Origin of the sequence: Embleya sp. NBC_00888, assembly GCF_045207655.1 — a bacterium.
Taxonomy (GTDB): domain Bacteria; phylum Actinomycetota; class Actinomycetes; order Streptomycetales; family Streptomycetaceae; genus Embleya.
Window position 1 is genome coordinate 2235427 of record NZ_CP108785.1, and the last position, 22086, is coordinate 2257512.

The window sequence follows — 22086 nt, forward strand, 5'->3', positions numbered from 1 at the left end:
CTCCCGCATGTCCCGCCTCCCGCTCGGTCCGCCGCGCGATGCCGGGTGGCCGAAGGAATGGCCGACCGGGCCGCCGGCGGCCGAAATTCGATGGCTCGCCGCGCGGCCCACTCCTACAGTGACCGGGGATCCGCGCGCAATGCTCGGTCGCAGCGGGACCGGGCCGGTGATCGGGGAGGGGACATGCGTACGCACTATCCCCGCACCCCGCATGTGCCGTGGTCGCCGGGTGCCGGCGCCGACGACGTGCGCGCCGGCGACCTGTCGGGACTGCGCGGCCTGGAGGTCGTGGTCACCGAGAAGCTCGACGGTGAGAACACCACGCTGTACCCGGACGGCCTGCACGCGCGGTCGTTGGACTCCGCGCACCACCCCTCGCGGACCTGGGTCAAGGCGCTCCAGGGCCGGATCGGCGCACGGATCCCGCCCGGGTGGCGGATCTGCGGCGAGAACATGTACGCCCGGCACTCGATCGGCTATGACGCGCTGGCGAGTTGGTTCTACGGGTTCTCGGTATGGGCCGGGGATCGTTGCCTGGACTGGGACGAGAGTGCGCGTTTCCTGCGTCGACTGGGCGTGCCGACCCCGCCGGTGTTGTGGCGCGGGGTGTTCGACGAGCGGGAGTTGCGTGCGATCCGGCTCGATCCCGCGCGCCGGGAGGGCTTCGTGGTCCGGACGGTCGAGGGTTTCGAGCGCGCGGAGTTCGGCCGGCGGGTGGCCAAATGGGTGCGGCGCGGACACGTGCAGACCGATACGCACTGGATGCACGCCGAGGTGGTGCCGAACGGTCTCGGGCCGAACGCCGGCTTGTGGGCGGTGCGTTCGGGCGCGAATCCGGACCTGCCGGCCCTGCTCGCGTGGCTGAATCCGACCGATGCACCGGCCGCCGAGGGCGAGACGGTCGCCGGAGCCGGCTCGGTCACCGGAGCCGCGACGGTCGCCACCGCCGAGACGGTCGCGGACGCGTGCGCGCGGTTGGACGTGCTGGGGCGCACCGGCGACGCGCGCCTGGCCGGGGTACTGGCCGCCGCGCTGCACGCCGAACGGCGGGCGTCGCTGATGCCCCGACTCGTCCCGGCCCTCGGGTTGCCCGCCGCGCGCCGCGTCGCGGACCTGGTCGGGTTGCAGGCACACCTGCGCCGGCCCTTCCCGGATGACGAACGCGCACGCGGCCTGGCCCGGTTGGCGGTCGCCGCGGATGTGGGCGTGCTGCACGCGGTGGCCGCCGCGACGCTGACCGGGCGCACCGACGCGCAGGCCGACGCGGAGCGCGAACAGGTGGAGTGGTCGGCGCTGTTCGCGGCGGACGCGGGGCTGCTCGAGGAGGCGCCGCTCGCCGCGCTGCGCGCCCGGGCCGCGGACGCGTTCGCGGGCCTGGACTCGGAAGTGGCCGACCGCTGCTGGGCGGAGTTGCGCGCGGGCCACGCCAAGGGCTGGTCGATGCCACCCGAGGCGACCCGCCGGTGGTGGCGCGGCGACTTTCCCCGGTTGATCCAGACGATCGGCCGCTCGGGCAGCGGCAAGAGCACCTTCGCCCGTGAACTCCCCGGCGTCGACACGCTGATCAGCCTGGACGAGCTACGTGCGGCGCGCGGCTCCCGAGCCGACCAGAGCGCCAACGGCGAGGTGCTGAGCCAGGCGTTGGACCGGCTCGACGCGGCGCTGGCCGCCGGCGGGACGGTGGTGTGGGATGCCACCTCGCTCACCGGCAGCCAACGCATGCCGGTACAGGCCATCGCGCACCGCCGCGACGCGCTGATCACGCACGCCGTACTGCTGGTCGGCGACGACGAGTTGGCCCGGCGCAACGCCACGCGCGAACACGCGGTCCCGCCCGCGGTACTCGCCGCGCAGGCACGGCGCTTCGCGCCGCCGTATCCCGGACAGGCGCACCGCACCTGGTACATCGGCGCGGACGGCGGCCTCGACGACGTCGCCGGCTCGCTGGACGCGGAGGACGCGTGATGCGTACGAGCGAGGAGATCTACCACCGAGTGCGCTGGGATCCCCGGTTCGATCCCGCCCGCTTCGTCCTCGAGGTCAGCCGACGCGGCGCGGACCCCAAGCGCATCCCGTTGCCCGCGTTCGTCCCGGGTGGCGAGATCCCGTGGCATCGGGTGCTGCGGATCGAGGCGGACGGCGAGGTGGTGTGGGATCGGGCCGCGCGCGTGGACCGGATCGAGCACTGTGTCGCCGGTCGGACTCGGGATCCGCGCCGGCTGCGGGCGCCGTTCTTCACCGCGCGCGAACCGCACACGTTCGACCCGGCGACGGGTCGCTGGCGACCCGCGACCGCGAGCGGCGCGGACCCGACCGGCCTCCCGGACACCGCGCGGATCCGCCTGCTGACCTGGAATACGCTGTGGGATCGTTACGACGCCGATCGGATCGACACCGCACGCCGGCGGCCGATGTTGCTCGCCGCGCTCGCCGCCGCCGACGCGGACGTGATCGCGCTCCAGGAGGTCGAGCCCGAACTGGCCCTGCTGTTGGCCGCCCAACCGTGGGTGCGCGCCGCATACACGATGGACACCGATCCCGCCGGCCGCGATGTGCCGGCCACCGGGCTGTTGTTGCTGAGCCGGCTGCCGGTGCGCGAGGCCGGGCGGCACGCGTTGGGGCCGTACAAGGCGGTGGCCGCGATCACCGTGGCCGGGCCGGCCGCGCCGCTCGTGCTCGCCGTCACGCACCTCACCAGCGACCACACGCAGGACGGCGCCGGGCGCCGACGGGTAGAACTGGCCGCGCTCGCCGACGGGTTCGCGGGCATCCCGGGCGACCTGGTGGTGGTCGGCGACTTCAACGACGGCACCGCGGGGCCGGCCGCCGCGCTGGGGTTGGCGGACGTGTGGACGGATGTGCACGGCGCCGACGACCACACGCCCACGTTCGACCCGGGCGTCAACCCGCTCGCGGCGATCGGCTCGCTCACCGGCCGCGCCGCCCGGCTGGACCGGATCCTGTTGCGCACCGGCGCCTGGCGGGCGGGTACGGCGGTACTGCGCGGGGACACGCCCGGACCCGACGGCCTGTACGCGTCCGACCACTTCGGGGTGCAGGCGGATCTGCTCCCCGCCGCGGATCCGCCCGCCGACGATGTCCTGGACGTCGCGCCGACCGCGCGCACCGCACTGGCCTGGCTGCCGCCCAGGCGCCTGTGGCCCGCGCTGCAACGGGCCCGTCGCGCGCACGATCCCCAGGTGGACCGCTGGCCGCCGCACGTCAACGTGCTGTTCGGCTTCGTCCCGGAAGCCGACTTCGACCGGGCCGCGCCGCTGCTGGCCGCGGCCGCCGCACGAGTGACACCGTTCACCGCCGAACTCGACGGCGTACACACCTTCGGCCATCGCGAGAACGCCACCGTCTGGCTCGACCCGGCAGCCGCCGACGAACTCCCGTGGGCCCGGCTGCGGGAGGCCTTCGCGGCCCACTTCCCCCGCTGCCTCGGCCGGACGAGCGGCTACACCCCGCACCTGACCCTGGGCCGCAGCACCGATCCATTGCGCGTCGCCGCCGCGTGCGCACGCGAACTGGAGCCGATGACGGCGCGGGTCGGGGAACTGATTCTGCTCTCCCGCCGAGGCGACGAACCGATGCGCCCGCGAGCCGTCCTCACGCTGGGCACGGGCGAACTGCGCGAGCTGCCCGATCCGGGTCCGGCGGCCGATGCCGACGAGACCGGGAGCAGCGGAGGTTCCGTCGTCGGGGGTCGGGCACGCAAACCCTCGGATCGGGCACGGGTGCCGGTCGACACCGAACGGGAAGGAACGGCACGGGTGCCCGTCGTCGCCGACCCGGGCAGTGACACCCGGGAGCACCGTGCCGCCGATCCCGAAGGCGAAGCCCACATCCGGCCCCGCACCGACTCGCCGGGGGACACTCGGGCGCCCCGCGCCGACGACCCGGACGGTGACGCCCGAACCCGACGGATCACCAGGCGTGTTTCCGCGGCGTTGGGCGAGGGCGTCGTGTCGGTGGTCGGCTCGCGTCGGATGGGCTGCGCGTCGCCCGACGCCGACCTCGATCTGATGGCAGCCCTGCCCGGCACCGTCGATCCCGCCGACGTCGCGGCGCGGATCGCGGCAGCGCTGCCCGAGGCCACCGGCATCCGGCCCGTGCTCGGCGCCCGGGTACCAGGACTTCGCCTGCGCGTCGACGACTCGCCCGTCGATCTGGCCCTGATCGGCACCGGACGGATCGCCCCCGCCGACGCGGTGGCCCGGCGCGCCGAACTGGGCGAGCCGGCCGCAATCACCCTGAGCGCGGTCACCGACGCGGACGCCATCCGGAGCGCGGTCGGCGCGGACCACGAGCGCTTCGCCGACCTGGCCCGACGGATCAAGGCGTGGGCGCGGGCACGCGGCCTGGACGCGGCTCCGTTCGGCGGGCTCCCGGGCCTGGCCTGGTCGGTGCTCGCGGCCCGGACCACGCGCGAGGCCGCGCACGTGGCCGACGACGACCTGCCGGCGCACTTCTTCGCCACCTGGGCCGCGTGGGACTGGCGCGTGCCGGTGGCCCTGGACGACGACACGGCCCGCGCGGGCACGGTCACCGGCGGGCCGGTGTCGATCCTGACGCCGACCCACCCGGTGCGCTCGTGTACCGAGCAGGTCGGCCCCGGCGGGCGCGACCTGCTGGTCGACGAGCTGTACCGCGCGTGGGAGTTGCTCACGCCGGGCGAGGCCCCCGAGCGGGCCGATCGCGACCCGTGGGCCGCCCTGATCGAGCCGCCGCCCCTGCACCGCCGGCACGCCGCATGGGCGGTGCTGACCGTACTGCCCTCCTCCGCCGAGGAGTTCGCGGCCACCACCGGCCGGCTGCGCGGTCGCGTCCGCGGCCTGCTCACCGCCTTGCGGGAGGCCGGTGTCCAGGACGCGCACGCGTGGCCCCGCCCGTTCGTGTCCGACTCGCGCACCCGCTACGCGATCGGCCTCGGTGCCGACCCGCCGACCGCCACCGCCCTCGCCGAGCTCACCGACCGGTGGCGCAAGGGCCTGCCCGGCGTCGAAACGACGTGGGCCGACGGCGGCTCCGTACCGACTCTGCGCTGATCACCCGACCGCGCCTTGGACGGCCGTGCGTCCAACCCCACCCGACAAAGCCCCGCCGTTCCCCCGACCGCGCGTCCAACCCCACCCGGCAATACCCCGCCGATCGGTGTACGTCGCCCGGCCACGAGGAGCGCGCCCGCTCCAGGGAACCGGCGCGGCTTGCGCACCGCTCGCACGAGCCTCGCGGATGGACGCGCGATCAGGCCGGTATGGTGCGCCGATCGAGGCAAAGCGCCGATCATCCCCGCCGACGGTGTTGTCAGGACGCGGAACCAGGCGTAGAAGAAGGGGCATGCGGCCCCGCCGGGGTCGGGTGTGACGCGCGAACACGGCCGCGCCGTGCGCCTCGCAGGCGCGGTGGCCACTCTGCACGTTCCCTCGAGGGGAGCCTCGCATGTCGGCAGAACCCCAGCACCGATGTCCCGTACTCGATCCCACCGCCCGCGCCGCACACGCGGAGGCCGCCGCGCTGCGCGCCCGGGGTCCGGCCGTCCTGGTCGAACTCCCGGGCGGGGTACGGGCCTGGTCGATCACCCGGCACGAGGTGATCCAGACGCTGACCACCGACCGCCGGGTCTCCCGCGACTTCCGTCGGCACTGGCCCGGTCTGGCCGAACTGCCCGACGGCTGGCCGATGGCGCCGGTCGCGCTCCAACAGGGTTTCGTGAACACGTACGGCGAGGAGCATCGCCGACTGCGTGCGCGGGTCGCGCCCTCGTTCGCCCCGCGCCGGGTGGAGCGGCTGCGCCCGCGGATCCAGGCCACGGCGGATCGCCTGGTCGACGTGCTGGCGGCGGTACCGCCCGGCGAGAGCGTCGACGTACGGCAGATGTTGTCGTTGCCGCTGACGATGACCGTCATCTGCGACCTGCTCGGCGTGCCCGAGGCTCTGCGGCCGGGGTTGGGCCGAGCCATCGACGCGGTGCTGGACACCACGATCGACGCCGCCGAGGCGATCGCTCGGCAGATCGAACTCCAGGCCCGGCTGGTGGAGTTGCTGGAGCACAAGCGGGAGAACCCGGGCGCCGACCTGACCAGTGACCTGCTCACCGCGGCCGCGAGCGCCGGGACGGCGCCCTCGGAACAGGAATTCCTCGACTCGCTCTTCCTGATGCTCGGGGCCGGCTACGAGACCTCGGTGAACCTGATCACCAACGTCCTGGCCGAACTGCTCACCCACCCCGATCAGTTGGACCGACTCCGCGCAAAGGCCATCGACTGGACGGACGTCATCGAGGAGACGCTGCGGGTCGAAGGCCCGGTCATGCACCTCCCGCTGCGCTACGCGATCGAGGACATCGACCTCGGGGAGGGTGTCGTCATCGGTCGGGGCGACCCGATCATCATCGCCTTCGCCGCCGCCGGCCGGGATCCCGCGCGACACCCGGAGGCACCCGACGCGTTCGACGCCACCCGCGCCGACAAGACCCACCTGGCCTTCGGGTACGGCCCGCACTTCTGCCTCGGCGCGCACCTGGCCAGGTTGGAGACCCGGATAGCGGTGACCACCCTGTTCGACCGTCTCCCCGACCTCACGCTCGCGCACCCCGAACAACCGCCGACGCCCATCCCGTCGTTGATGGTCAACGGCCCGAGCCGGCTGGACATCGTCCCCACACCACCGGCCCACGCCCGCTCCGAGACCCGGACCCGCGCCCGACCCGAAACGCCGGGTCCGCGCCCGCCCGCCGTTCCCGCCCTCCCCGGCTTCGGCGCGAGGTGAACCGACGCGGATCACCTGTCCATCTCCCGAACGTATCCTCCCGGGTCCTTCCGAGTCCTCCCGGAACCTCCCGGGTCCTCGCGGGAGTCGCCCCGCCCGGTTGTCCACCCGGGGACGGAGGAACCCGACACATTCAGGGCACTCACGAGCACGAACCCAAGCCGATCAACCCCCCGAGCACGACCCGATTTCGCCGCCCCGCCCGGCCGCCAACGGAGTCACCGGAGTCACCGGAGCCGCCGTCGTCCGGTGATCGACCGCGATCAGCGGATCGCCGGTGAGCGGGTGGTCGAGGATCACCGCACGGATGCCGAACACCTCGGCGAGCAGCTCCGGAGTGAGCACCTCGCGCGGCGGGCCGGACGCCCGCAACCGGCCTTGGTGTAGTACGTGCAGCCGATCGCACACCGAGGCCGCCGCGTTGAGGTCGTGCAGCGCGATCAGCGTCGTACGATCCTGGGCGCGCAACAGCGCGAGGAGTTCGACCTGATGCCGCACGTCGAGGTGATTGGTCGGCTCGTCCAGCACCAACACGTCCGGTTCCTGGGCCAACGCCCTTGCCAGCAAAACCCGTTGGCGTTCACCACCGGACAGCGTCGAGAAGCGCCGGCCCTGATGCGCCTCGACTCCGGCCTGCACCAGCGCGATCAGCACCGCCGCCCGGTCCGCGGCGCTGTCCCCGGCGAACGCCTTCTGGTAGGGGGTCCGACCCATCGCGACCACCTCGCGCACGGTGAAGTCGAAGTCGTTCTCCCGCTCCTGCGGCAGCGCCGCGACATGTCGGGCCGCCGCCGCCGGGGTCATCGCCCGCAGGTCCCGATCGCCGAGCAGGACCCGGCCTGCCTGCGGCTTCAGATGTCGGTAGATGGTGCGCAACAGGGTGGACTTGCCGCTGCCGTTGGGGCCGACCAGGCCGGTGATCTCACCGCCCGCCGCGATCAGCCCGACCCCGGTCAGGATGTCCCGGCCGGAGAGGGTGACGCGCAGATCCTGCACGGTGACGCGCGTTCGCTCGGCGCCCGCCCCGCGCACGTCGTCGCCCACCCCGCCATCCACACGATCGCCCACGCCGCCGCCCGTCATCGTGTCTCCAGCCGTCGATCGAGCAGGAGCAACAGGACCGGGGCGCCGATCACGGCGGTGACCACGCCGATCGGCAACTCCTGGGTACTCACCGCCGTCCGGGCCACGGTGTCCACGGCGACCAACAACACCGCGCCGAACAACGCGGACACCGGCAGCAGTCGGCGGTGGTCGCCGCCGATCAGCAGCCGGCAGACATGCGGAACCATCAGTCCGACGAAGCCGATCGCCCCCGACACGGCGACCAGGACACCGGTCAACACGCTGGTCACCGCGAACAGTTCGCGCCGCAGTCGAGCCACGTCCACGCCCAGCCCGGCGGCCGTCTCGTCGCCCATCAGCAGCGCGTTGAGCGCCCGGGCCCGGGCCTGCAACCCGATCAACCCCAGGGCCACGGCCGCGGCAGGCAGGGCCAGTTGCTCCCATTGGGCGCCGCTGAGGCTGCCCATCAGCCAGAACAGCACGCCGCGCGTCTGCTGTTCGTCCCCCGCCTGAAGTACCAGGAAGCTGGTGAATCCGGACAGGAACTGGCCCACCCCGATCCCGGCCAGTACCAGGCGCAGCGGGGAGAACCCGCCACCTCGTCGGGCCAGTGCCCACACCAGCGCGAACGCCGCCAACGCACCGGCGAACGCAGAGGCGGACAGGCCGAGTCCGAGCAGCCCACCGGTGCTCGCGCCGAGCACGATCACCGCGATGGCGCCGAGCGAGGCGCCGGAGGAGATGCCGAGCAGGTACGGGTCGGCGAGCGGATTGCGCACCAATGCCTGTACGGCGGTGCCCACCAGGCCCAGCCCGGCGCCGACCACCGCCGCCAACAGGGCTCGAGGCAGTCGGAGTTGCCAGACGATCAGGTCGCGGGTGCCGGCCTCGGGCGGCTCGCCGGTCAGCCGGCGCCCGACCACCGACCACACCTCACCGATCGGGATGTCCACCGAGCCCAGCGACACCGCCGAGGTCAACGCGACGACCAGGAGCACGGCCAGGACGGCGACCACCCACGCGGTGCGCGCCGGGCGGTCCCGGTCCTCGTCGGCCGGCCGCGCCGCCGCCCGGTCCCGACGTCGGGTCCTGCGTTCGGATACCGACACCACCGGGCCTACCCCGCGGCCGGTGCGGGCCGGACCAGGTCCGGGTGGATCGTGCTCGCGATCCGCCGCACCGTCTCGGCGTTGCGGACCCCGGCGATCGTGGTGCTCTCCGAACCGATCCGGACGAACCTGCCGTCCCGGACCGCGTTCAGGCCCTTGGTCGCGTCGAAGGTCCGCAGGAATCGCTCGGCGTCGTCGAACGCCTTGGCGTTGGCCTCGGCGCTGCCCTTGTTCCGGACTCCGAGCTGGATCCAGTCCGGGTTCTCGGCGACCACGTCCTCCCACGCGACGGGCTTGAAGTCGCCGGCGCAATCGGCGAACACGTTGCGCGCCCCGGCCTGGGTGATCACCGCGTTGGCGACCTGCTTGCCGCATATGGCGATCGGCTGCTTGGTACCGGCGTCGAAGTCGAAGAAGAAGTAGCTCGGCCGCCGATCCTGCGGCACGCCGGCGAGCGCGGTGCGCACCGTGCCCACTGTCTGTTCCATGCCCGCGACGAGTTCGTCGGCCCGGGCGGACGTCCCGGTCACCGCCCCGAGTTCCTTGATGTCCGCCTCGACCGCGCTCAGGTCCTGCTGCGGGCCGGGGCGCTTGGTCGCGCACGCGGTGGACTTGAGATAGATGTGCTTGATGCCGGCGGCGGCGAACTCCTTGGCCGAGGGCCCCGACCCCATCGCTCCCATGCCGCCCATGTCGGCGAAGGTGTCGATGTACAGGTCGGCGCCCGAGCCGAGCAGTTGCTCCTTGGGGATCACCATGTCGCCGAGCACCCGGACCTTGTCGGCCTGCGCCGCGAACTGCGCCGGCATCGTGCCCTTGCCCGGCGGGAAGCCGGTGCCGACCACCCGGTCACCGGCGCCGAGCCAGAACAACATCTCCAGGCTGGAGGCGTTGCTGGTGACCACCTTCTTCGGCGCCTCGGTGAACGTCGTCTCGGCGCCGGCGCAGTCCGTCACCTTCACCGGGAAGCCCGCCGCCCCGCCTTTGCCCGGTCCCGTCGCGGACGCGGTCGGGCCCGAAGCGGCGGTGTCCGTGTCCTTCGAGTCACCCCCACACGCCGTCGCGAACAAAACCACCACGGCGGCCATGCCACACACCTTGCTGCCCCGCACAGTTTCGCTCCCCGGAAGTACCGACGGTCGGTCCGCAAACGCGAACCCGGACACTCAGTCGGCCGAGACCCCGCGTAAGTTCCCACCGAGGTCGGGTTCCCGCCTCTCCCGCGGACCGGGCCCACCGGGCCCACCCCGAACGCCCGTGCCGGACTCCGCCGATGAACACCAAAACGGGTACGGACCACGTCCGGTGTCCGGGGAGGTCAGCCCGCCGCGCGATCGGTGACGGAGCGTCGGCGCAGGGCGGTGCGGGCCAGCGCCGGGTGGGTCCACGCGCCGTCCGGGTGGTACGTGTTCGTGCCCGGCGCGACGATCGTGTCGATGCGGTCCAGCGCCGCGTCGTCCAGGGTGAGCGTCGCGCCCTCGACCAACACGTCGAGTTGCTCCATCGTGCGCGGTCCGATGATGACCGAGGTGACCGCCGGGTGCGCCGTCGGGAAGGCCACCGCGAGTTCGGGCAGCGTGCAGCCGATCTCCTCGGCCAGTTCGACCAGTTGCTCGACGATGTCGAGCTTGGCGGCGTTCACCGGCAGGCTCGGGTCGAAGCGTCCGGGGTTGAGGCCGGCTCGACCGGAGGTCAGATCGATCGGGCCGCCCTTGCGGTACTTGCCGGTGAGAAAGCCGGACGCCAGCGGGCCCCAGGTCAGCACGCCCATGCCGAGGCGCTCGCACACCGGCAGCAGCGAGGCCTCGATGCCCCGGGCCAGGATCGAGTAGGGCGGCTGTTCGGTCCGGAACCGCTGCAATCCGCGCCGCTCGGCCACGTGGTGGGCCTCGACCACGTCCTCGGCCGGGAAGGTCGAACAGCCGAACGTGCGGATCTTGCCCTGCCGCACCAGGTCGGTCAGGACGGAGAGGGTCTCCTCGATGTCGGTCGAGTCGTCCGGGCGATGGACCTGGTACAGGTCGATCCAATCGGTCCGCAACCGCCGCAGGCTGTCCTCCACCGCCGTGGTGATCCAGCGCCGCGAGTTGCCGCCCCGGTTGACCCCTTCCCCCATCGCGAAGTGCACCTTGGTCGCCAGGACCACGTCGTCACGCCGACCCCGCAGCGCCTTGCCGACGATCTCCTCGGATTCACCGGCCGAGTACATGTCGGCCGTGTCGACGAAGTTGATCCCGTGATCCAGCGCGGCGTTCACGATCCGGGCACAGTCGTCGTGGTCGGGATTGCCGACCGCCCCGAACATCATCGTGCCCAGGGCCTGCACGCTCACCTGGATGCCGGTGCGGCCGAGGGTGCGGTAGCGCATGTTCGTGCTCCTCTTGTTTCGGTGTTCCTGCCGGTGGGACACGCCGATTCTCGAACCGGCGTGTTCCACCGGCATGGTCGTGCGGGCGTGTTCGTATGGGCGCTTTCGTGGAGGCGCTTTCGTGGAGGCGCTTTCGTGGAGGCGCTTTCGTGGAGGCGCTTTCGTCCGGGCATGCCCCCGCGGACGCGTTCGGCGACGGTCCGCGGGCCGGCCGGTCGTGTGCGACACGACCCCGGCAGCCCGACGGGAAGTGCGCCCGCCCCCGATCCCGGCGGCGTTCCCGACCGGAAATCTACGAGCTGGACCCGACTCCAGGTCAAGTCCCATCCTTGGACCCGTGACAGACACCCACGAGGACCTGACCATCGGCCAGGTCGCGACCCGTACCGGCCTGAGCATCGACACACTGCGCTTCTACGAACGCGAAGGCATCCTGGCCAACCCGGTCCGCCGCGACCCCGGCGGCCGACGCCTGTACGCCGAGCACGACATCGCCTGGCTCAACATGTGCGTGATCCTGCGCGGCTCCGGCATGCCCATCCCCGCCATCCGCCACTACACCGAACTGGCCCGCACCGGCGATGGCACCGAACGCGAGCGCTTGGCCATCCTGCGCGAACACCAGTCCCGCATCCACGCCCAGATCGCCCAGCTGCACAAGTGCCTCGACCTGATCGGTTACAAAGTGGGCGTCTACGAGGACTACCTCGCCGAGACGGAACCCGAATCCGAACCCCACCGAGGATCCGAACCCGAACCGGACCCGGCACCGGAACCCGCGCAGCGACAAATACCGACTCCGTAGCGCGCCGACCCACCCGCTCCCCCGTCGGCCCGCCCACAGCCCCGACCAAATCCCCATCGCCGGCCAGGCGCGGCTGCTATTCTTCGAATGATCAATCAGTTATCGAATCGGAAGGCAGCCCCGTGCCCCGCACCGTGGACGCCGGACGAACGGCCCGGCGGCGTGAGGCCATCACGCTCGCCGCCGCGCGGCTGTTCGCCGAGCAGGGGTTCGAGCCGACGACCGTCGCCGACATCGCCGGGGCGGCCGGCATCAGCACGGCCGGCGTCTTCTACTACTTCCCGGACAAGCGGGCGGTGTTCCGCGCGATCTTCGAACGCGATCTGCCGCTGTCCCGCGACCTGGTGACCCGCTTCGCCGACGCCGAACACCCTGTCGAGGCGATCGTCGAACTCACCACCGCGCTCGCCGCCGACGCCCGGGACCCGAGCGCGGTCGGGCTGCTCGTGGAACTGCTGCGCCAGGTGGACCGCGATCCCGAACTGGTCGACGTGGTCACCCGCACGGCCCGAATCGTCCGGGACGGCCTGGCCCACCTGATCGAGCGCGGCATCGCCGACGGCACGATCGACGCGACACTCGACCCGATCGAGGCGGCCGAATGGCTCCAGACCGTGGTCGACGCCGTGTACCTGAACGCCGAACCGGCCCGCGACGCCACGCCCGCGTTGCGCCGCACCGTCGCGCGATACCTGGCACCCGCCCCGAGCGAGACGCGGAACCAGACACCCGACCGAACGCCGAACGCGAAACCGGACCACCGACCGAAAGCCATACCGGACGAGCCAAGGGGGCACGATGGGCAGCGCGACGACGGATGAGCAGGCCGTCACGGTCCGGATGCCGCCGGTGTGGCTCTGGGTGATCGGAATCGGCGCCACCCTGCTCGGCCTCGGCGCCGGCTTCGCGGTCGGGCCGCTCGCCGACTGGCTGATCGACCGGGTCGGCTCGGCACCCGGCCCGCTTCGACTCGCCGCACGACTGCCCACACTCTGGGCGGTACCGATCGCGACCGTGCTCGGCGCGGTCGCCGGCGCGTGGCTGATCACCGAGGCCGTCCGGGAGAGCCCCGTGGTGACCGTGGCCGCCGACCACGTCGCGATCCACCGGGACGGCTCCGGCCTGCACGTCCGCCGGGACCGGATCGACGCCGTCTTCACCGACGGCCGAGACCTGGTCGCCCTGGACAGGGCCGAGTCCGAACTCGCCCGGGTCCGCGCGACCGACCTGCCGACGGAACGACTGCGCGCGGCCTTCGCCCGATTCGACTACCCGTGGCGCGGTACGACCGACCCACGCGAGACGGAATTCGCCGCGTGGGTCGACGGCACCCCCGACCTCGACCCGGCCGCGCACACCCTGCTGCGCACGCGCAAGCGGGCCTTGGCAGACAAGCGGACCGGCGCGGCCGAGGAGGCCCTGGACGGGCTGCGCGAACTGGGCGTCACCGTCCGGGACCGCCAGGGAGCCCAGCAGTACCGCCGGCAACCACCCGGGCACGGCGACGGCGCCGACTGACCCGCCCCGGGGGCCTGTCCGGCAGATCTCGGCGGGTCGACCGAAGGCATGCCCAGAAGTCACGCCGCCGGCCCGGCACTAGCTGAGCCGTTCGAGCACCATCGCCATGCCCATGCCGCCGCCGACGCACATGGTCTCCAGCCCCCACTGCTTGTCGTGCCACCGGAGCGAGTTGATCAGCGTGCTGGTGATCCGCGCGCCGGTCATCCCGAACGGGTGACCGACCGCGATCGCACCGCCGTTGACGTTGACCTTGTCCAGATCGAAGCCCAGATCCCGGTACGACGGGATCACCTGCGCGGCGAACGCCTCGTTGATCTCCACCAGATCGATGTCGGCGACCGTGAGACCGGCGTTGCGCAGCGCCTGCCGGGACGCCTCGACCGGGCCGTAGCCCATGATCTCGGGCGAGAGTCCGGTGACACCGGTCGAGACGACCCGGGCCAGCGGGGTCAGGCCCAACTCGCGGGCCTTGGTGTCGGACATGACCACCAACGCCGCGGCGCCGTCGTTGAGCGGACACGCGTTGCCCGCGGTGACCGTGCCATCCGGACGGAAGACCGGCTTGAGCCCGGAGACGCCCTCCAGCGTGGTGCCCGCGCGCGGACCGTCGTCCGCGGCCACCACGGTGCCGTCGGCGAGCGTGACCGGGGTGATGTCCTCGGCCCAGAAGCCGTCCGCGATCGCCCGCTCGGCGAGGTTCTGCGAGCGCACCGCGAACTCGTCCTGTTCCGCCCGCGAGACGCCCTTGAGCCGCGCGAGGTTCTCGGCGGTCTGGCCCATCGCGATGTAGACGTCCGGGAGCAGACCGTCCTCGCGCGGGTCGGTCCAGTCCGGGGTGGCGGCGCCGGACCGCTCGGCGGAGCGCTGTTCAGCCGGTACGAACAGCGGGTTGTGGGTGTCGGGAAGCGAATCGCTGCTGCCCTTGAGCGCGGCCCGGGAGACCGACTCGACACCGGCCGACACGAACACGTCGCCCTCCCCGGCCCTGATCGCGTGCATCGCCATGCGCGTGGTCTGCAACGAGGACGAGCAGTAACGGGTGATGGTGGTTCCGGGCAGGTGATCCATGCCCAGCATGACCGCGACATTGCGGCCCATGTTGAAGCCCTGCTCGCCACCGGGCCCGCCGCAGCCGAGCATCAGGTCGACGATGTCGTGCGGGTCCAGACCGGGGACCTTGTCCAACGCGGCCCGAACCATCATGGCGGCCAGGTCGTCCGGCCGGACGTCCTTCAACGAACCCTTGAACGCACGCCCGATCGGCGAGCGAGCGGTCGAGACGATGACTGCTTCGGGCATGACGGCATCCCTGCTGTGAGTGTGACCGGCCTGAATGTGACCGGCCCCGAGTGCGCTGGTGGGAGCGGAACCGGTGCGAGTACGAGCGGGTAGCGGCAGCGAACCCGCCGACTCCCACGAAGGTACCGACTGGTCGGTATCTCCGCCAGAGGCCACGCCCGCCGACACCGGATCCCGAACCCGAATCGCCGACCACCGATCGCGCATCCCGGCGCACCGCACCCCACGGCGCGGCGATGCCCGACAACCGACGATCGAGGAGCGCCGACCCGGATTCCACCCCCTCGCCCCGCCCCGATCTGGTCTCCGCGTCGAGCACCGGCTACCGTCCCCTCAGGACCGGAACGCCAGGGGAAGGGAGGGCACCGTGAAGGCTCACCCGAGCGGCCCGTACCGCGTGGAGTACACGGAAACGGCCGCCGCCGTACGCGACTCGCTCCCACCCGAGCGCCGCGAGCAACTCACCAAGGCCCTCCGGGTCCTGGCCCGCGATCCGTACACCAAGGCGTCCGCCCCGATCGGCCCCGACGACGACACCCGTCAGGCGATGGTCGCCTCGGCACTGCTCATCGAGTACGGCGTACTGCGCGGGGTCATGGTGGTCGTCGTGGTGACCGTCCTCGACGGCATGGAATTCCTCGGCGACACCGACGAGTAGCACCGGCGACCCATGGCGCCGGCTGTGACCGACCGCCTCGGTGCCCTCGGGGCCGCCCGGGCCCCCGGGGTCGGCCGCCGGCGACGATCGACGGCCGTATGCCCGACAGCCGTGCCCTACAGCGCACTCGCGATCCGGGCACGCCCCGGGCCGGAGACGGCCGTGAGGCCGGCAGGACGGCCCGTGGCCAGGAGAAGCAGATCGGCGGTCGGGCCGCGTACCTCGTCGGGACCGGTGCCGGCCGACCACTCCGCGTCGGTGGCCACCAGGCGCGTGCCCCGGCAGCGCTTCCGGGCGCCGTAGAACGGGCTGGACAGCACGTGCCCCAGGGCCGCGAGGGCCCGCTCCGTCGGCATCTCCCGGACCCGGCCCAGCGGTCGCGCGGCGTCCTGCCCGTGCACCAGCACGTCGACGAGCGGGTCGAGCGGCGCCGCCAGCGGTGCGCGTCGGGCCGAGCCCGCCGTCTCGCGGACTTGGGCGATCAGTTCCGCCGGAGTGAACCTGGCGGCCAGTTCCCTGGCCTCGTCGGCGTTCATCCGGTCGAAGTCGCCCCGGGCCCGGATCGCGCCCTTGATCATGCTCCTCAGCGTCGTACGCGTCGACGTGGTCAGGTGCGCGGCCAACTCGTGCATCGTCCAATCGGAACAGAGCGAGGTCACGCGCCAGTCGTCCGCGTCGAGCGTGTCGAGGAAATCGGCGAGGCCCAGTCGTTCGTCCCGTACCCAGGCAAGAATTTCGTCGCGGTCCATGTCCGGCTCTCCTCGGGTCATGTCGTTGTCGTACAGGTGTCGTAGTCGGTGTGGTGACGGCCTCGACCGTCAGCGATCGCCGGCCGCGTCCGAGCCGGACCGCTCGCCCGACTCGGGCGGCTCGACCGGCTCGGGTCCCGGAGCCGGCTCGACCTCGCTCAACCGGCGCCGCAGGTGCGCCCGTTCGGGTTCCGTGCCGGCCGACTCCAGCGCCTCGCGGTACGCCGCCGCCGCCTCGGGGAAGCGGCCGAGTCGACCCAGCAGATCCGCCCGCGCGGTCGGATACGGGGGATAGCCGCGCAATCTCGGCTCACCCGCCAACTCGTCCAGCAGCGCCAGACCCGCCTCCGGGCCGTCCCGCATCGCCACCGCCGCGGCCCGGTTCAGCGCGACGATCGGCGACGGCGTGAGCACGAGCAGCACGTCGTACAGCGCCACCACCTGCGGCCAGTCGGTGGTCGCGACGTCCGCGGCCTCGTCGTGCAGCGCGGCGATCGCGGCCTGCACCGCGTACCGCCCGGCCGGCCCGCCGGTCAGCGCGGCCACCACCAGGCCCCGGCCCTCCTCGATCATCGACCGGTCCCACCGTCCGCGGTCCTGGTCGTCGAGCAGCACGATGTTGCCGTCCGGATCGGTCCGCGCCGCGCGGCGCGCGTGGGTGAGCAGCATCAGCGCGAGCAGCCCGGCGACCTCGCGTTCGGCCGGCAACAGCCGACGCAGGATCCGGGCCAGCCGGATCGCCTCCTCCGCGAGGTCGAGCCGCTGCAACCGCGGTCCGGAGCTGGCCGCGTAGCCCTCGGTGAAGATCGAATAGACCACCTGGAGCACGCCGGGCAGGCGCTCCGGCAACTCGTCCGCGCCGGGCACCCGGAACGGGATCCGCGCCTCGCGGATCTTCTTCTTCGCCCGGACGATCCGCTGGGCCATCGTCGCCGTCGGCACCAGATACGCCCGGGCCACCTCGGGCGTGGTCAGCCCGGCCAGGCAGCGCAGCGTCAACGCGCCGCGATCCTCGGCGGGCAGCGCGGGGTGGGCACACGTGAAGAACAGTTGCAGCCGGTCGTCGGGCAGGTCGGCGTCCGCCTCCGGCGGCGGCGCGGGATCGGCCCGATCCGCCTCCACCTGCAACACGGCCAGCCGAGCGGCGTACGTCCGGTCCCGCCGCAGCCGATCCACCGCACGACGGCGCGCCGTGGTCAGCAACCAGGCCCCGGGCCGGTCCGGCACGCCGTCGACGGGCCAGTGCACCAGCGCGGCCTCGATCGCCTCGGAAGCCACCTCCTCGGCCAGGTCGAGATCACCGAATCGGCGCGCGAGTGACGCGAGCAGCCGACCTCGCTCCTCCCGGAACACCGACTCGACGGACGCGCCCACCGCCCCGTCCCCCGACCCTCGACCGACATCCTCGGATCCGTCCCCGGCCGCGCCCGCGGGCCACCCGGCATCGGCCGCTCGCTCATTCATCGCCGTCCGCCCTCAGCCCCGGGCCGTCAGGCGTCGAAGTCGGCGATCGGCCGCACCACGATCGACCCACCGCCACGCGCACCGGGACAACGCGCGGCCCAGTCGAGCGCGACATCCAGATCCGGCACGTCGATCACGTAGATGCCACCGAGCACCTCGCGCGTCTCGGCGAACGGTCCATCCGTCACCGTCCGCTCACCCGTCGGCCCGACCCGAACGGTCGTCGCGGTGATCAGATCCGCCAACGACTCCCCGGACACGAAGATCCCCGCGTCCTTGACCTCCTTGTCGTAGCTCATCCAGTCCTCGACGGTGCACCCCTCGGCGCCGCCGTCCGCGTCGATCGCACCACTGTGAATCAACAACATGTACTTCATGTCCGTCTCCCGTCCGTCCTGTTCACATCCTCGCCCGGCACCTTGCCGCGCACCATGACGACGAACGGGCAACGACCGAATCGACAGCGTCCCCGAAAAAACTTTCCGTGATGTCTCCGCACCGTGCGTGACGAGCGGCATCGGCAAGGATCGGGGCGCCGAGGTCGAGGCGGCGCGCGGCCGCCGGGGTCGATGGGAGACGGCTCAGGCCAGGGCGTCGATCCAGTCCCCCAGCCGCCTGCCCTGGGTGAGCATCACGTCCGGGTCGCGGAGGGCGTTGGTGAGCAGGGACATGCCCTGGTAGGCGCCGATCAGGGCGAGGGCGAGCTCGCGGGCGTCCGTGTCGTGGCCCATCTCGCGGAACTGGTCCTCGACCCAGTCGAGAGTCGGCGCGGCACGGCGGCGGCGTGTCGATCCAGGTCGTCCTCGCGTTCGTCCGGTTCGGAGACCAGCGTGCCGAAGGGGCGGCCGTAGCGCACTCCTGCACGTCGTGCCCGAACCGGTGGCCGACGCGACCCTCGCCGTCCTGGGCACGCCCACCCGAGCGATCATTCCCCCATGACCCTGTTCGATCACGCGTCCTCCCGTCGGCGGCCCCGCGCGAGGCCGGCACTCGCGCGCTGCCGAGCCGGGTCGGCTCCCGCCCCCGCGGCCCCCGGCCCGCCGCCGGGCCGTCCGACGCAAGGAGACACCGCCATGAGCACGACCCGCCGCACCTGCGATGCCCCGGCCGGCAGCCGATGATCGAGGGCATCGACATCCCCGACCGTCGCGGCCGTACCGGACTGGACCGGTACGGCCGCGACCTGACCGGCAACCCGAGGGTGCGGATCCGCGACGTCGAGGTACTGGCCTGCGACTGGTACGTACTGCGCAAGACCACCTTCGACTACCGGCACGCCGACGGGCATTGGAGCCGTGAGCAGCGCGAGAACTACGACCGGGGCGACGGCGCCACGATCCTGCTCTACGACGCCGATCGCCGCACCGTGCTGCTCACCCGCCAGTTCCGCCTGCCCGCCTACGTCAACGGGCATCCCGACGGGATGCTGATCGAGACCGCCGCCGGGTTGCTCGACGGCGACAGCCCCGAGGAGGCCATCCGGCGCGAGGCGGCGGAGGAGACCGGGCACACCGTCGGCAGGCCCGAGTACGTCTTCGCCGTCTACATGAGCCCCGGCTCGGTCACCGAACGCGTGCACTTCTTCGCCGCGCCCTACGGCTCCGGGACCGCCACCGACGCCGGTGGCGGGATCGCCGCCGAGGGCGAGGACATCAGCGTCCTCGAACTCCCCTTCGCCGACACGCTCGCGATGATCCGGGACGGCTCCATCGCCGACGCGAAGACCATCATGCTGCTCCAATGGGCGGCCCTGGACGGCCCGTTCCGATCGGACTCCGTCGCCGGCCCGGCCGCGAACCGATAGCCCCGGCGCCGCCCTCGCCCGCCGTACCGACCCCGAGCGGAGACGGTACGGCGGGCCCGCCGGTGCGGCCCGGCCCGGTGATCGGCGCCGAGGCCCCGCGCGCACCGGGGGCGCCCATCCACGGCCGCGGCGTCGTCATCTGCCCAACAGCGCCTCCGCCACGGCGACCTGCGCGGGGTTCAGCGCGGTCTCGCCGTCCTCGATGTCCCACAGCGCGTTCTGGAGCACCCGGCCGAGCGTCCACCCGCCCGCCCGCCGCCGGTCCAGGTCCAGGACCTCGGTCAACAGGTCGAAGCGGCGGAGCACCGTGCGGGTCACGTCACCGCCGGCCACCGCGTCCGCCCATCGGCTGTCCAGTGCCGGCCACAACTCGAACCCCGGGTCGCCGGCCAGCGGTTCGGGATCGATGACCAGCCAGGGTTCGCGCGCTGCGGCGAGGACGTTGTCGTAGTGCAGGTCCCAGTGCAGCAACCGGTCGCCGGGTTCGCCGATCAATTCGGCGACGGCGCCCGCGCAGGTGTGCACCAGGCGTTGTTCGGCCGGGTCGCGCAGGGCCGGCACCGCACGCGGCACCTCGTCGAGCATGGCCGAGGCGACGTCCGCCAGGTGCCGCAGACCCGCCGGCGCCGGGACCGCGACCAGGCGCGCCATCAGCTCGGCGAGGGTTCGCATCGCGTCGTCGTCATCGGGCACCGACGACAACGACCGAGTCGCGTCCAGCCGTTCGAGCACCATCGTGCCGTCGTCCGGGTCGTGGTCGAGCAGCCGCACGACGCCGTCGCCGTTCCAGGTCCGCAGACCGAGCGCGACACCGGCGTTGTCCTCGGTGGGCTGCTGGAGTCTCAGCACCGCCGGTGTGCCGTCCGCGCGGGTCACCGGCAGCACCAGCGCGGCCATGCCGTGCCCGGCGGGACCGTCCGGCCGCAGCGACCAGCGATCCAGGGTGTCCGCGGCCAGCTTCGGCAATGCGTCGAGCCAGGCCAGGGCGTGGGCGCCCTGGCGGCCGTAGGACCGGGCGAAAGCGGCGGGAACGTCGACGGAAATCGACGTACTCATATCGGGTTTCTCCTTCGTCGGTTCCGGATTCTCACGGGTACGAAGGAGGTGATGGGGGTGCCCGGCAGCCGGGCAGGCGTCAAATCATGGTCTCAGCCCACTCATCCGTTGCGGCCGGCCGGACCGGTCAGGACACGTCGCGCAACAGGCGCCCGGCGTACACGTCGCTCACGTGGCCCCGCAGGTGCGCCCAGACCGCGACGGAGCACGGGAACTCGCCGTCCCGGTAGGCGATGAACACGGTCTCCTCGCGCCGGAACAACCCGTGTTCGGCGTCCTGTGGTTCCGGCCAGTCGCGGACCACGGCCGCGGCCCGGTCGGCGTCGACGCAGCGCAGCGGCACCACCGCGAGCTGCTCGTACTCGCGGGGCACGGTGTGCGCGATCACCTGGACGTCGTTCATGTGCCGACCGAACGCGCGCAGGTGATCGCCGCGCTCCCACGGGCGGTTGGAGGCCCACGTACCGCACGAGCAGGTCGCGCGGGTGGCGACGAAGCCCAGTGCGGCGTGGTCTCCGGGGTAGGTGGTGAACTCGATCCGGTGGCGGTCGAGTCGAACCAGTGGGTCCTGGGTGTAGTTCGGCATGCTCATGAGGGTTCCCCCGAGGTGTTGTCGCGTGGTATGGCACGAGCGTAGGCAAGCGCACCGACAACGGCGAGCGGATTTCGGCGCGAGCGCCGGCCGGGAGATCCGGTACGACGTCAGTCGGACGCGTCGGCCGCCGACACGACGGCTCCGGGCGTCGCGCGATGGCCTCGGCACGCCGCCTCCAGCGCGACCCGCCATTGGCGCTCGGCCCGTTCCTCGTCGCCCAGCGCGCCGCGCAGTTCCAGGCCGGCCAGGCCGTGCACCAGAGCGCTGAGATGGGTGGCCGTGTCGTACGGATCGGTCGGCGCGAACCGGCCGGCGGCCACGCAGCGCTCGACGGCGCGCACCAGGCTGTCGAAGGTGCCCTGGATCCGGGCCAGATCCGCCTCGTCGGGACGGAAGTCGGCGATCGGGCGGCCGAACATCAGGTCGTAGCGATGCGGGTTCGCGCGCGCGGCGGCCCGATAGGCGTGGCCGAGCGCGAGCAGGTCGGCCTCCGGGTCGCCGTCGACCGGCACTCGGGCGAATCGTGCCTCCAAAGCCGCGAACCCGTCCAGGAACATCGCCCGCAGCAGCCCGGACTTGTCCCCGAAGAGGTTGTACACGGCGGTCGTCGACGTGCCCACCTCGTGCGCGACGCGGCGGGTGCTCATCGCGTGCGGGCCCTCCTCGGCGAGCAGCCGCCCGGCGGCGGTCAGCAGCTCCCGGCGGAGTTCGTCGTAGTCGCGCGTTCGTGGCCGTCCCATGTTGACAAGAATACCGCAACACTGTTTCATAACACCGTAATCAAAATCACCTCCCGGAACGGACCACGAGCCGTCGGGC

At 72.5% G+C, this 22086-nt stretch carries 20 protein-coding genes; 8 read left to right on the plus strand and 12 right to left on the minus strand.

What is annotated here, in order from left to right; translation table 11 throughout:
- Positions 1-183 precede the first annotated feature (183 nt).
- The 3 genes from OG948_RS44100 (at position 184) to OG948_RS44110 (ending at position 6774) form a co-directional block, all read left to right on the plus strand.
- Positions 184-1965, plus strand: coding sequence for an RNA ligase family protein (locus tag OG948_RS44100; RefSeq protein ID WP_331770626.1), 1782 nt, complete (start codon positions 184-186; stop codon positions 1963-1965).
- The gene (locus OG948_RS44105; RefSeq protein WP_331770627.1) at positions 1965-5051 is read left to right on the plus strand and encodes a poly(A) polymerase; all 3087 of its coding nucleotides are present in this window, start codon (positions 1965-1967) and stop codon (positions 5049-5051) included. Before OG948_RS44100 ends, OG948_RS44105 begins: the two co-directional genes overlap by 1 nt.
- Positions 5052-5445: 394 nt before the next feature.
- Positions 5446-6774, plus strand: a complete 1329-nt coding sequence (locus OG948_RS44110) for a cytochrome P450 (protein ID WP_331770628.1) — start codon at positions 5446-5448, stop codon at positions 6772-6774.
- A gap of 165 nt (positions 6775-6939) precedes the next feature.
- On the opposite strand, the gene OG948_RS44115 is transcribed toward OG948_RS44110, so the two are convergent.
- The 4 genes from OG948_RS44115 to OG948_RS44130 all read right to left on the minus strand — a co-directional run bounded on the left by OG948_RS44115 (position 6940) and on the right by OG948_RS44130 (position 11316).
- Positions 6940-7857, minus strand: coding sequence for an ABC transporter ATP-binding protein (locus OG948_RS44115; RefSeq protein WP_406300605.1), 918 nt, complete (start codon positions 7855-7857; stop codon positions 6940-6942).
- Positions 7854-8855: an iron ABC transporter permease gene (locus OG948_RS44120; RefSeq protein ID WP_331773503.1), complete on the minus strand. Its 1002-nt coding sequence runs from the start codon at positions 8853-8855 to the stop codon at positions 7854-7856. Before OG948_RS44120 ends, OG948_RS44115 begins: the two co-directional genes overlap by 4 nt.
- Positions 8856-8956: 101 nt before the next feature.
- Positions 8957-10036, minus strand: a complete 1080-nt coding sequence (locus OG948_RS44125) for an ABC transporter substrate-binding protein (RefSeq protein ID WP_331770630.1) — start codon at positions 10034-10036, stop codon at positions 8957-8959.
- A 230-nt stretch (positions 10037-10266) separates the two neighbouring features.
- Positions 10267-11316: an aldo/keto reductase gene (locus tag OG948_RS44130; protein ID WP_331770631.1), complete on the minus strand. Its 1050-nt coding sequence runs from the start codon at positions 11314-11316 to the stop codon at positions 10267-10269.
- Between the two features lie 337 nt (positions 11317-11653).
- Between OG948_RS44130 and OG948_RS44135 the strand changes: the two genes are divergently transcribed.
- The 3 genes from OG948_RS44135 to OG948_RS44145 all read left to right on the plus strand — a co-directional run bounded on the left by OG948_RS44135 (position 11654) and on the right by OG948_RS44145 (position 13639).
- Positions 11654-12121, plus strand: coding sequence for a MerR family transcriptional regulator (locus tag OG948_RS44135; protein WP_331770632.1), 468 nt, complete (start codon positions 11654-11656; stop codon positions 12119-12121).
- 122 nt (positions 12122-12243) lie between these two features.
- A complete protein-coding gene (locus OG948_RS44140) occupies positions 12244-12942 on the plus strand; it encodes a TetR/AcrR family transcriptional regulator (RefSeq protein WP_331770633.1) in 699 nt (232 codons plus the stop codon).
- On the plus strand, positions 12920-13639 hold the full coding sequence (locus OG948_RS44145) for a hypothetical protein (protein WP_331770634.1): 720 nt from the start codon (positions 12920-12922) through the stop codon (positions 13637-13639). Before OG948_RS44140 ends, OG948_RS44145 begins: the two co-directional genes overlap by 23 nt.
- A 78-nt stretch (positions 13640-13717) precedes the next feature.
- On the opposite strand, the gene OG948_RS44150 is transcribed toward OG948_RS44145, so the two are convergent.
- A complete protein-coding gene (locus tag OG948_RS44150) occupies positions 13718-14941 on the minus strand; it encodes an acetyl-CoA C-acetyltransferase (RefSeq protein ID WP_331770635.1) in 1224 nt (407 codons plus the stop codon).
- A gap of 367 nt (positions 14942-15308) precedes the next feature.
- On the opposite strand from OG948_RS44150, the gene OG948_RS44155 reads away from it, so the two are divergent.
- A complete protein-coding gene (locus OG948_RS44155) occupies positions 15309-15599 on the plus strand; it encodes a hypothetical protein (protein ID WP_331770636.1) in 291 nt (96 codons plus the stop codon).
- Between the two features lie 116 nt (positions 15600-15715).
- Here the strand turns inward: OG948_RS44155 and OG948_RS44160 are convergent, their stop codons facing one another.
- The 4 genes from OG948_RS44160 to OG948_RS44175 form a co-directional block, all read right to left on the minus strand.
- A complete protein-coding gene (locus tag OG948_RS44160; RefSeq protein WP_331770637.1) occupies positions 15716-16348 on the minus strand; it encodes a maleylpyruvate isomerase family mycothiol-dependent enzyme in 633 nt (210 codons plus the stop codon).
- A 69-nt stretch (positions 16349-16417) separates the two neighbouring features.
- Positions 16418-17812, minus strand: a complete 1395-nt coding sequence (locus OG948_RS44165; RefSeq protein WP_331770638.1) for a DUF6596 domain-containing protein — start codon at positions 17810-17812, stop codon at positions 16418-16420.
- 26 nt (positions 17813-17838) lie between these two features.
- Positions 17839-18189, minus strand: a complete 351-nt coding sequence (locus OG948_RS44170; RefSeq protein ID WP_331770639.1) for a YciI family protein — start codon at positions 18187-18189, stop codon at positions 17839-17841.
- A gap of 204 nt (positions 18190-18393) precedes the next feature.
- Positions 18394-18543 carry a hypothetical protein gene (locus OG948_RS44175; protein ID WP_331770640.1) on the minus strand — a complete coding sequence of 50 codons (150 nt, stop codon included), beginning with the start codon at positions 18541-18543 and terminating at the stop codon, positions 18394-18396.
- A gap of 386 nt (positions 18544-18929) precedes the next feature.
- Between OG948_RS44175 and OG948_RS44180 the strand changes: the two genes are divergently transcribed.
- Complete coding sequence (locus OG948_RS44180; protein WP_331770641.1) at positions 18930-19616, plus strand: NUDIX domain-containing protein; 687 nt, start codon at positions 18930-18932, stop codon at positions 19614-19616.
- Positions 19617-19751: 135 nt separating this feature from the next.
- Here OG948_RS44180 and OG948_RS44185 read toward each other — a convergent pair whose 3' ends face one another.
- The 3 genes from OG948_RS44185 to OG948_RS44195 all read right to left on the minus strand — a co-directional run bounded on the left by OG948_RS44185 (position 19752) and on the right by OG948_RS44195 (position 22007).
- Complete coding sequence (locus tag OG948_RS44185; protein ID WP_331770642.1) at positions 19752-20672, minus strand: aminoglycoside phosphotransferase family protein; 921 nt, start codon at positions 20670-20672, stop codon at positions 19752-19754.
- Positions 20673-20799: 127 nt separating this feature from the next.
- A complete protein-coding gene (locus tag OG948_RS44190; RefSeq protein ID WP_331770643.1) occupies positions 20800-21264 on the minus strand; it encodes a hypothetical protein in 465 nt (154 codons plus the stop codon).
- A gap of 110 nt (positions 21265-21374) precedes the next feature.
- Positions 21375-22007: a TetR-like C-terminal domain-containing protein gene (locus OG948_RS44195; RefSeq protein WP_331770644.1), complete on the minus strand. Its 633-nt coding sequence runs from the start codon at positions 22005-22007 to the stop codon at positions 21375-21377.
- Between the last annotated feature and the right edge of the window lie 79 nt (positions 22008-22086).

What these genes read in the sequence shown, in the direction of transcription:
- OG948_RS44100 (WP_331770626.1), top strand. Translation starts at nt 184, where the DNA reads ATGCGTACGCACTATCCCCGCACCCCGCATGTGCCGTGGTCGCCGGGT.
- OG948_RS44105 (WP_331770627.1), top strand. Translation starts at nt 1,965, where the DNA reads ATGCGTACGAGCGAGGAGATCTACCACCGAGTGCGCTGGGATCCCCGG.
- OG948_RS44110 (WP_331770628.1), top strand. Translation starts at nt 5,446, where the DNA reads ATGTCGGCAGAACCCCAGCACCGATGTCCCGTACTCGATCCCACCGCC.
- OG948_RS44115 (WP_406300605.1), bottom strand. Translation starts at nt 7,857, where the DNA reads ATGACGGGCGGCGGCGTGGGCGATCGTGTGGATGGCGGGGTGGGCGAC.
- OG948_RS44125 (WP_331770630.1), bottom strand. Translation starts at nt 10,036, where the DNA reads ATGGCCGCCGTGGTGGTTTTGTTCGCGACGGCGTGTGGGGGTGACTCG.
- OG948_RS44130 (WP_331770631.1), bottom strand. Translation starts at nt 11,316, where the DNA reads ATGCGCTACCGCACCCTCGGCCGCACCGGCATCCAGGTGAGCGTGCAG.
- OG948_RS44145 (WP_331770634.1), top strand. Translation starts at nt 12,920, where the DNA reads ATGGGCAGCGCGACGACGGATGAGCAGGCCGTCACGGTCCGGATGCCG.
- OG948_RS44150 (WP_331770635.1), bottom strand. Translation starts at nt 14,941, where the DNA reads ATGCCCGAAGCAGTCATCGTCTCGACCGCTCGCTCGCCGATCGGGCGT.
- OG948_RS44160 (WP_331770637.1), bottom strand. Translation starts at nt 16,348, where the DNA reads ATGGACCGCGACGAAATTCTTGCCTGGGTACGGGACGAACGACTGGGC.
- OG948_RS44165 (WP_331770638.1), bottom strand. Translation starts at nt 17,812, where the DNA reads ATGAATGAGCGAGCGGCCGATGCCGGGTGGCCCGCGGGCGCGGCCGGG.
- OG948_RS44170 (WP_331770639.1), bottom strand. Translation starts at nt 18,189, where the DNA reads ATGAAGTACATGTTGTTGATTCACAGTGGTGCGATCGACGCGGACGGC.
- OG948_RS44175 (WP_331770640.1), bottom strand. Translation starts at nt 18,543, where the DNA reads ATGGGCCACGACACGGACGCCCGCGAGCTCGCCCTCGCCCTGATCGGC.
- OG948_RS44180 (WP_331770641.1), top strand. Translation starts at nt 18,930, where the DNA reads ATGATCGAGGGCATCGACATCCCCGACCGTCGCGGCCGTACCGGACTG.
- OG948_RS44185 (WP_331770642.1), bottom strand. Translation starts at nt 20,672, where the DNA reads ATGAGTACGTCGATTTCCGTCGACGTTCCCGCCGCTTTCGCCCGGTCC.
- OG948_RS44190 (WP_331770643.1), bottom strand. Translation starts at nt 21,264, where the DNA reads ATGAGCATGCCGAACTACACCCAGGACCCACTGGTTCGACTCGACCGC.
- OG948_RS44195 (WP_331770644.1), bottom strand. Translation starts at nt 22,007, where the DNA reads ATGGGACGGCCACGAACGCGCGACTACGACGAACTCCGCCGGGAGCTG.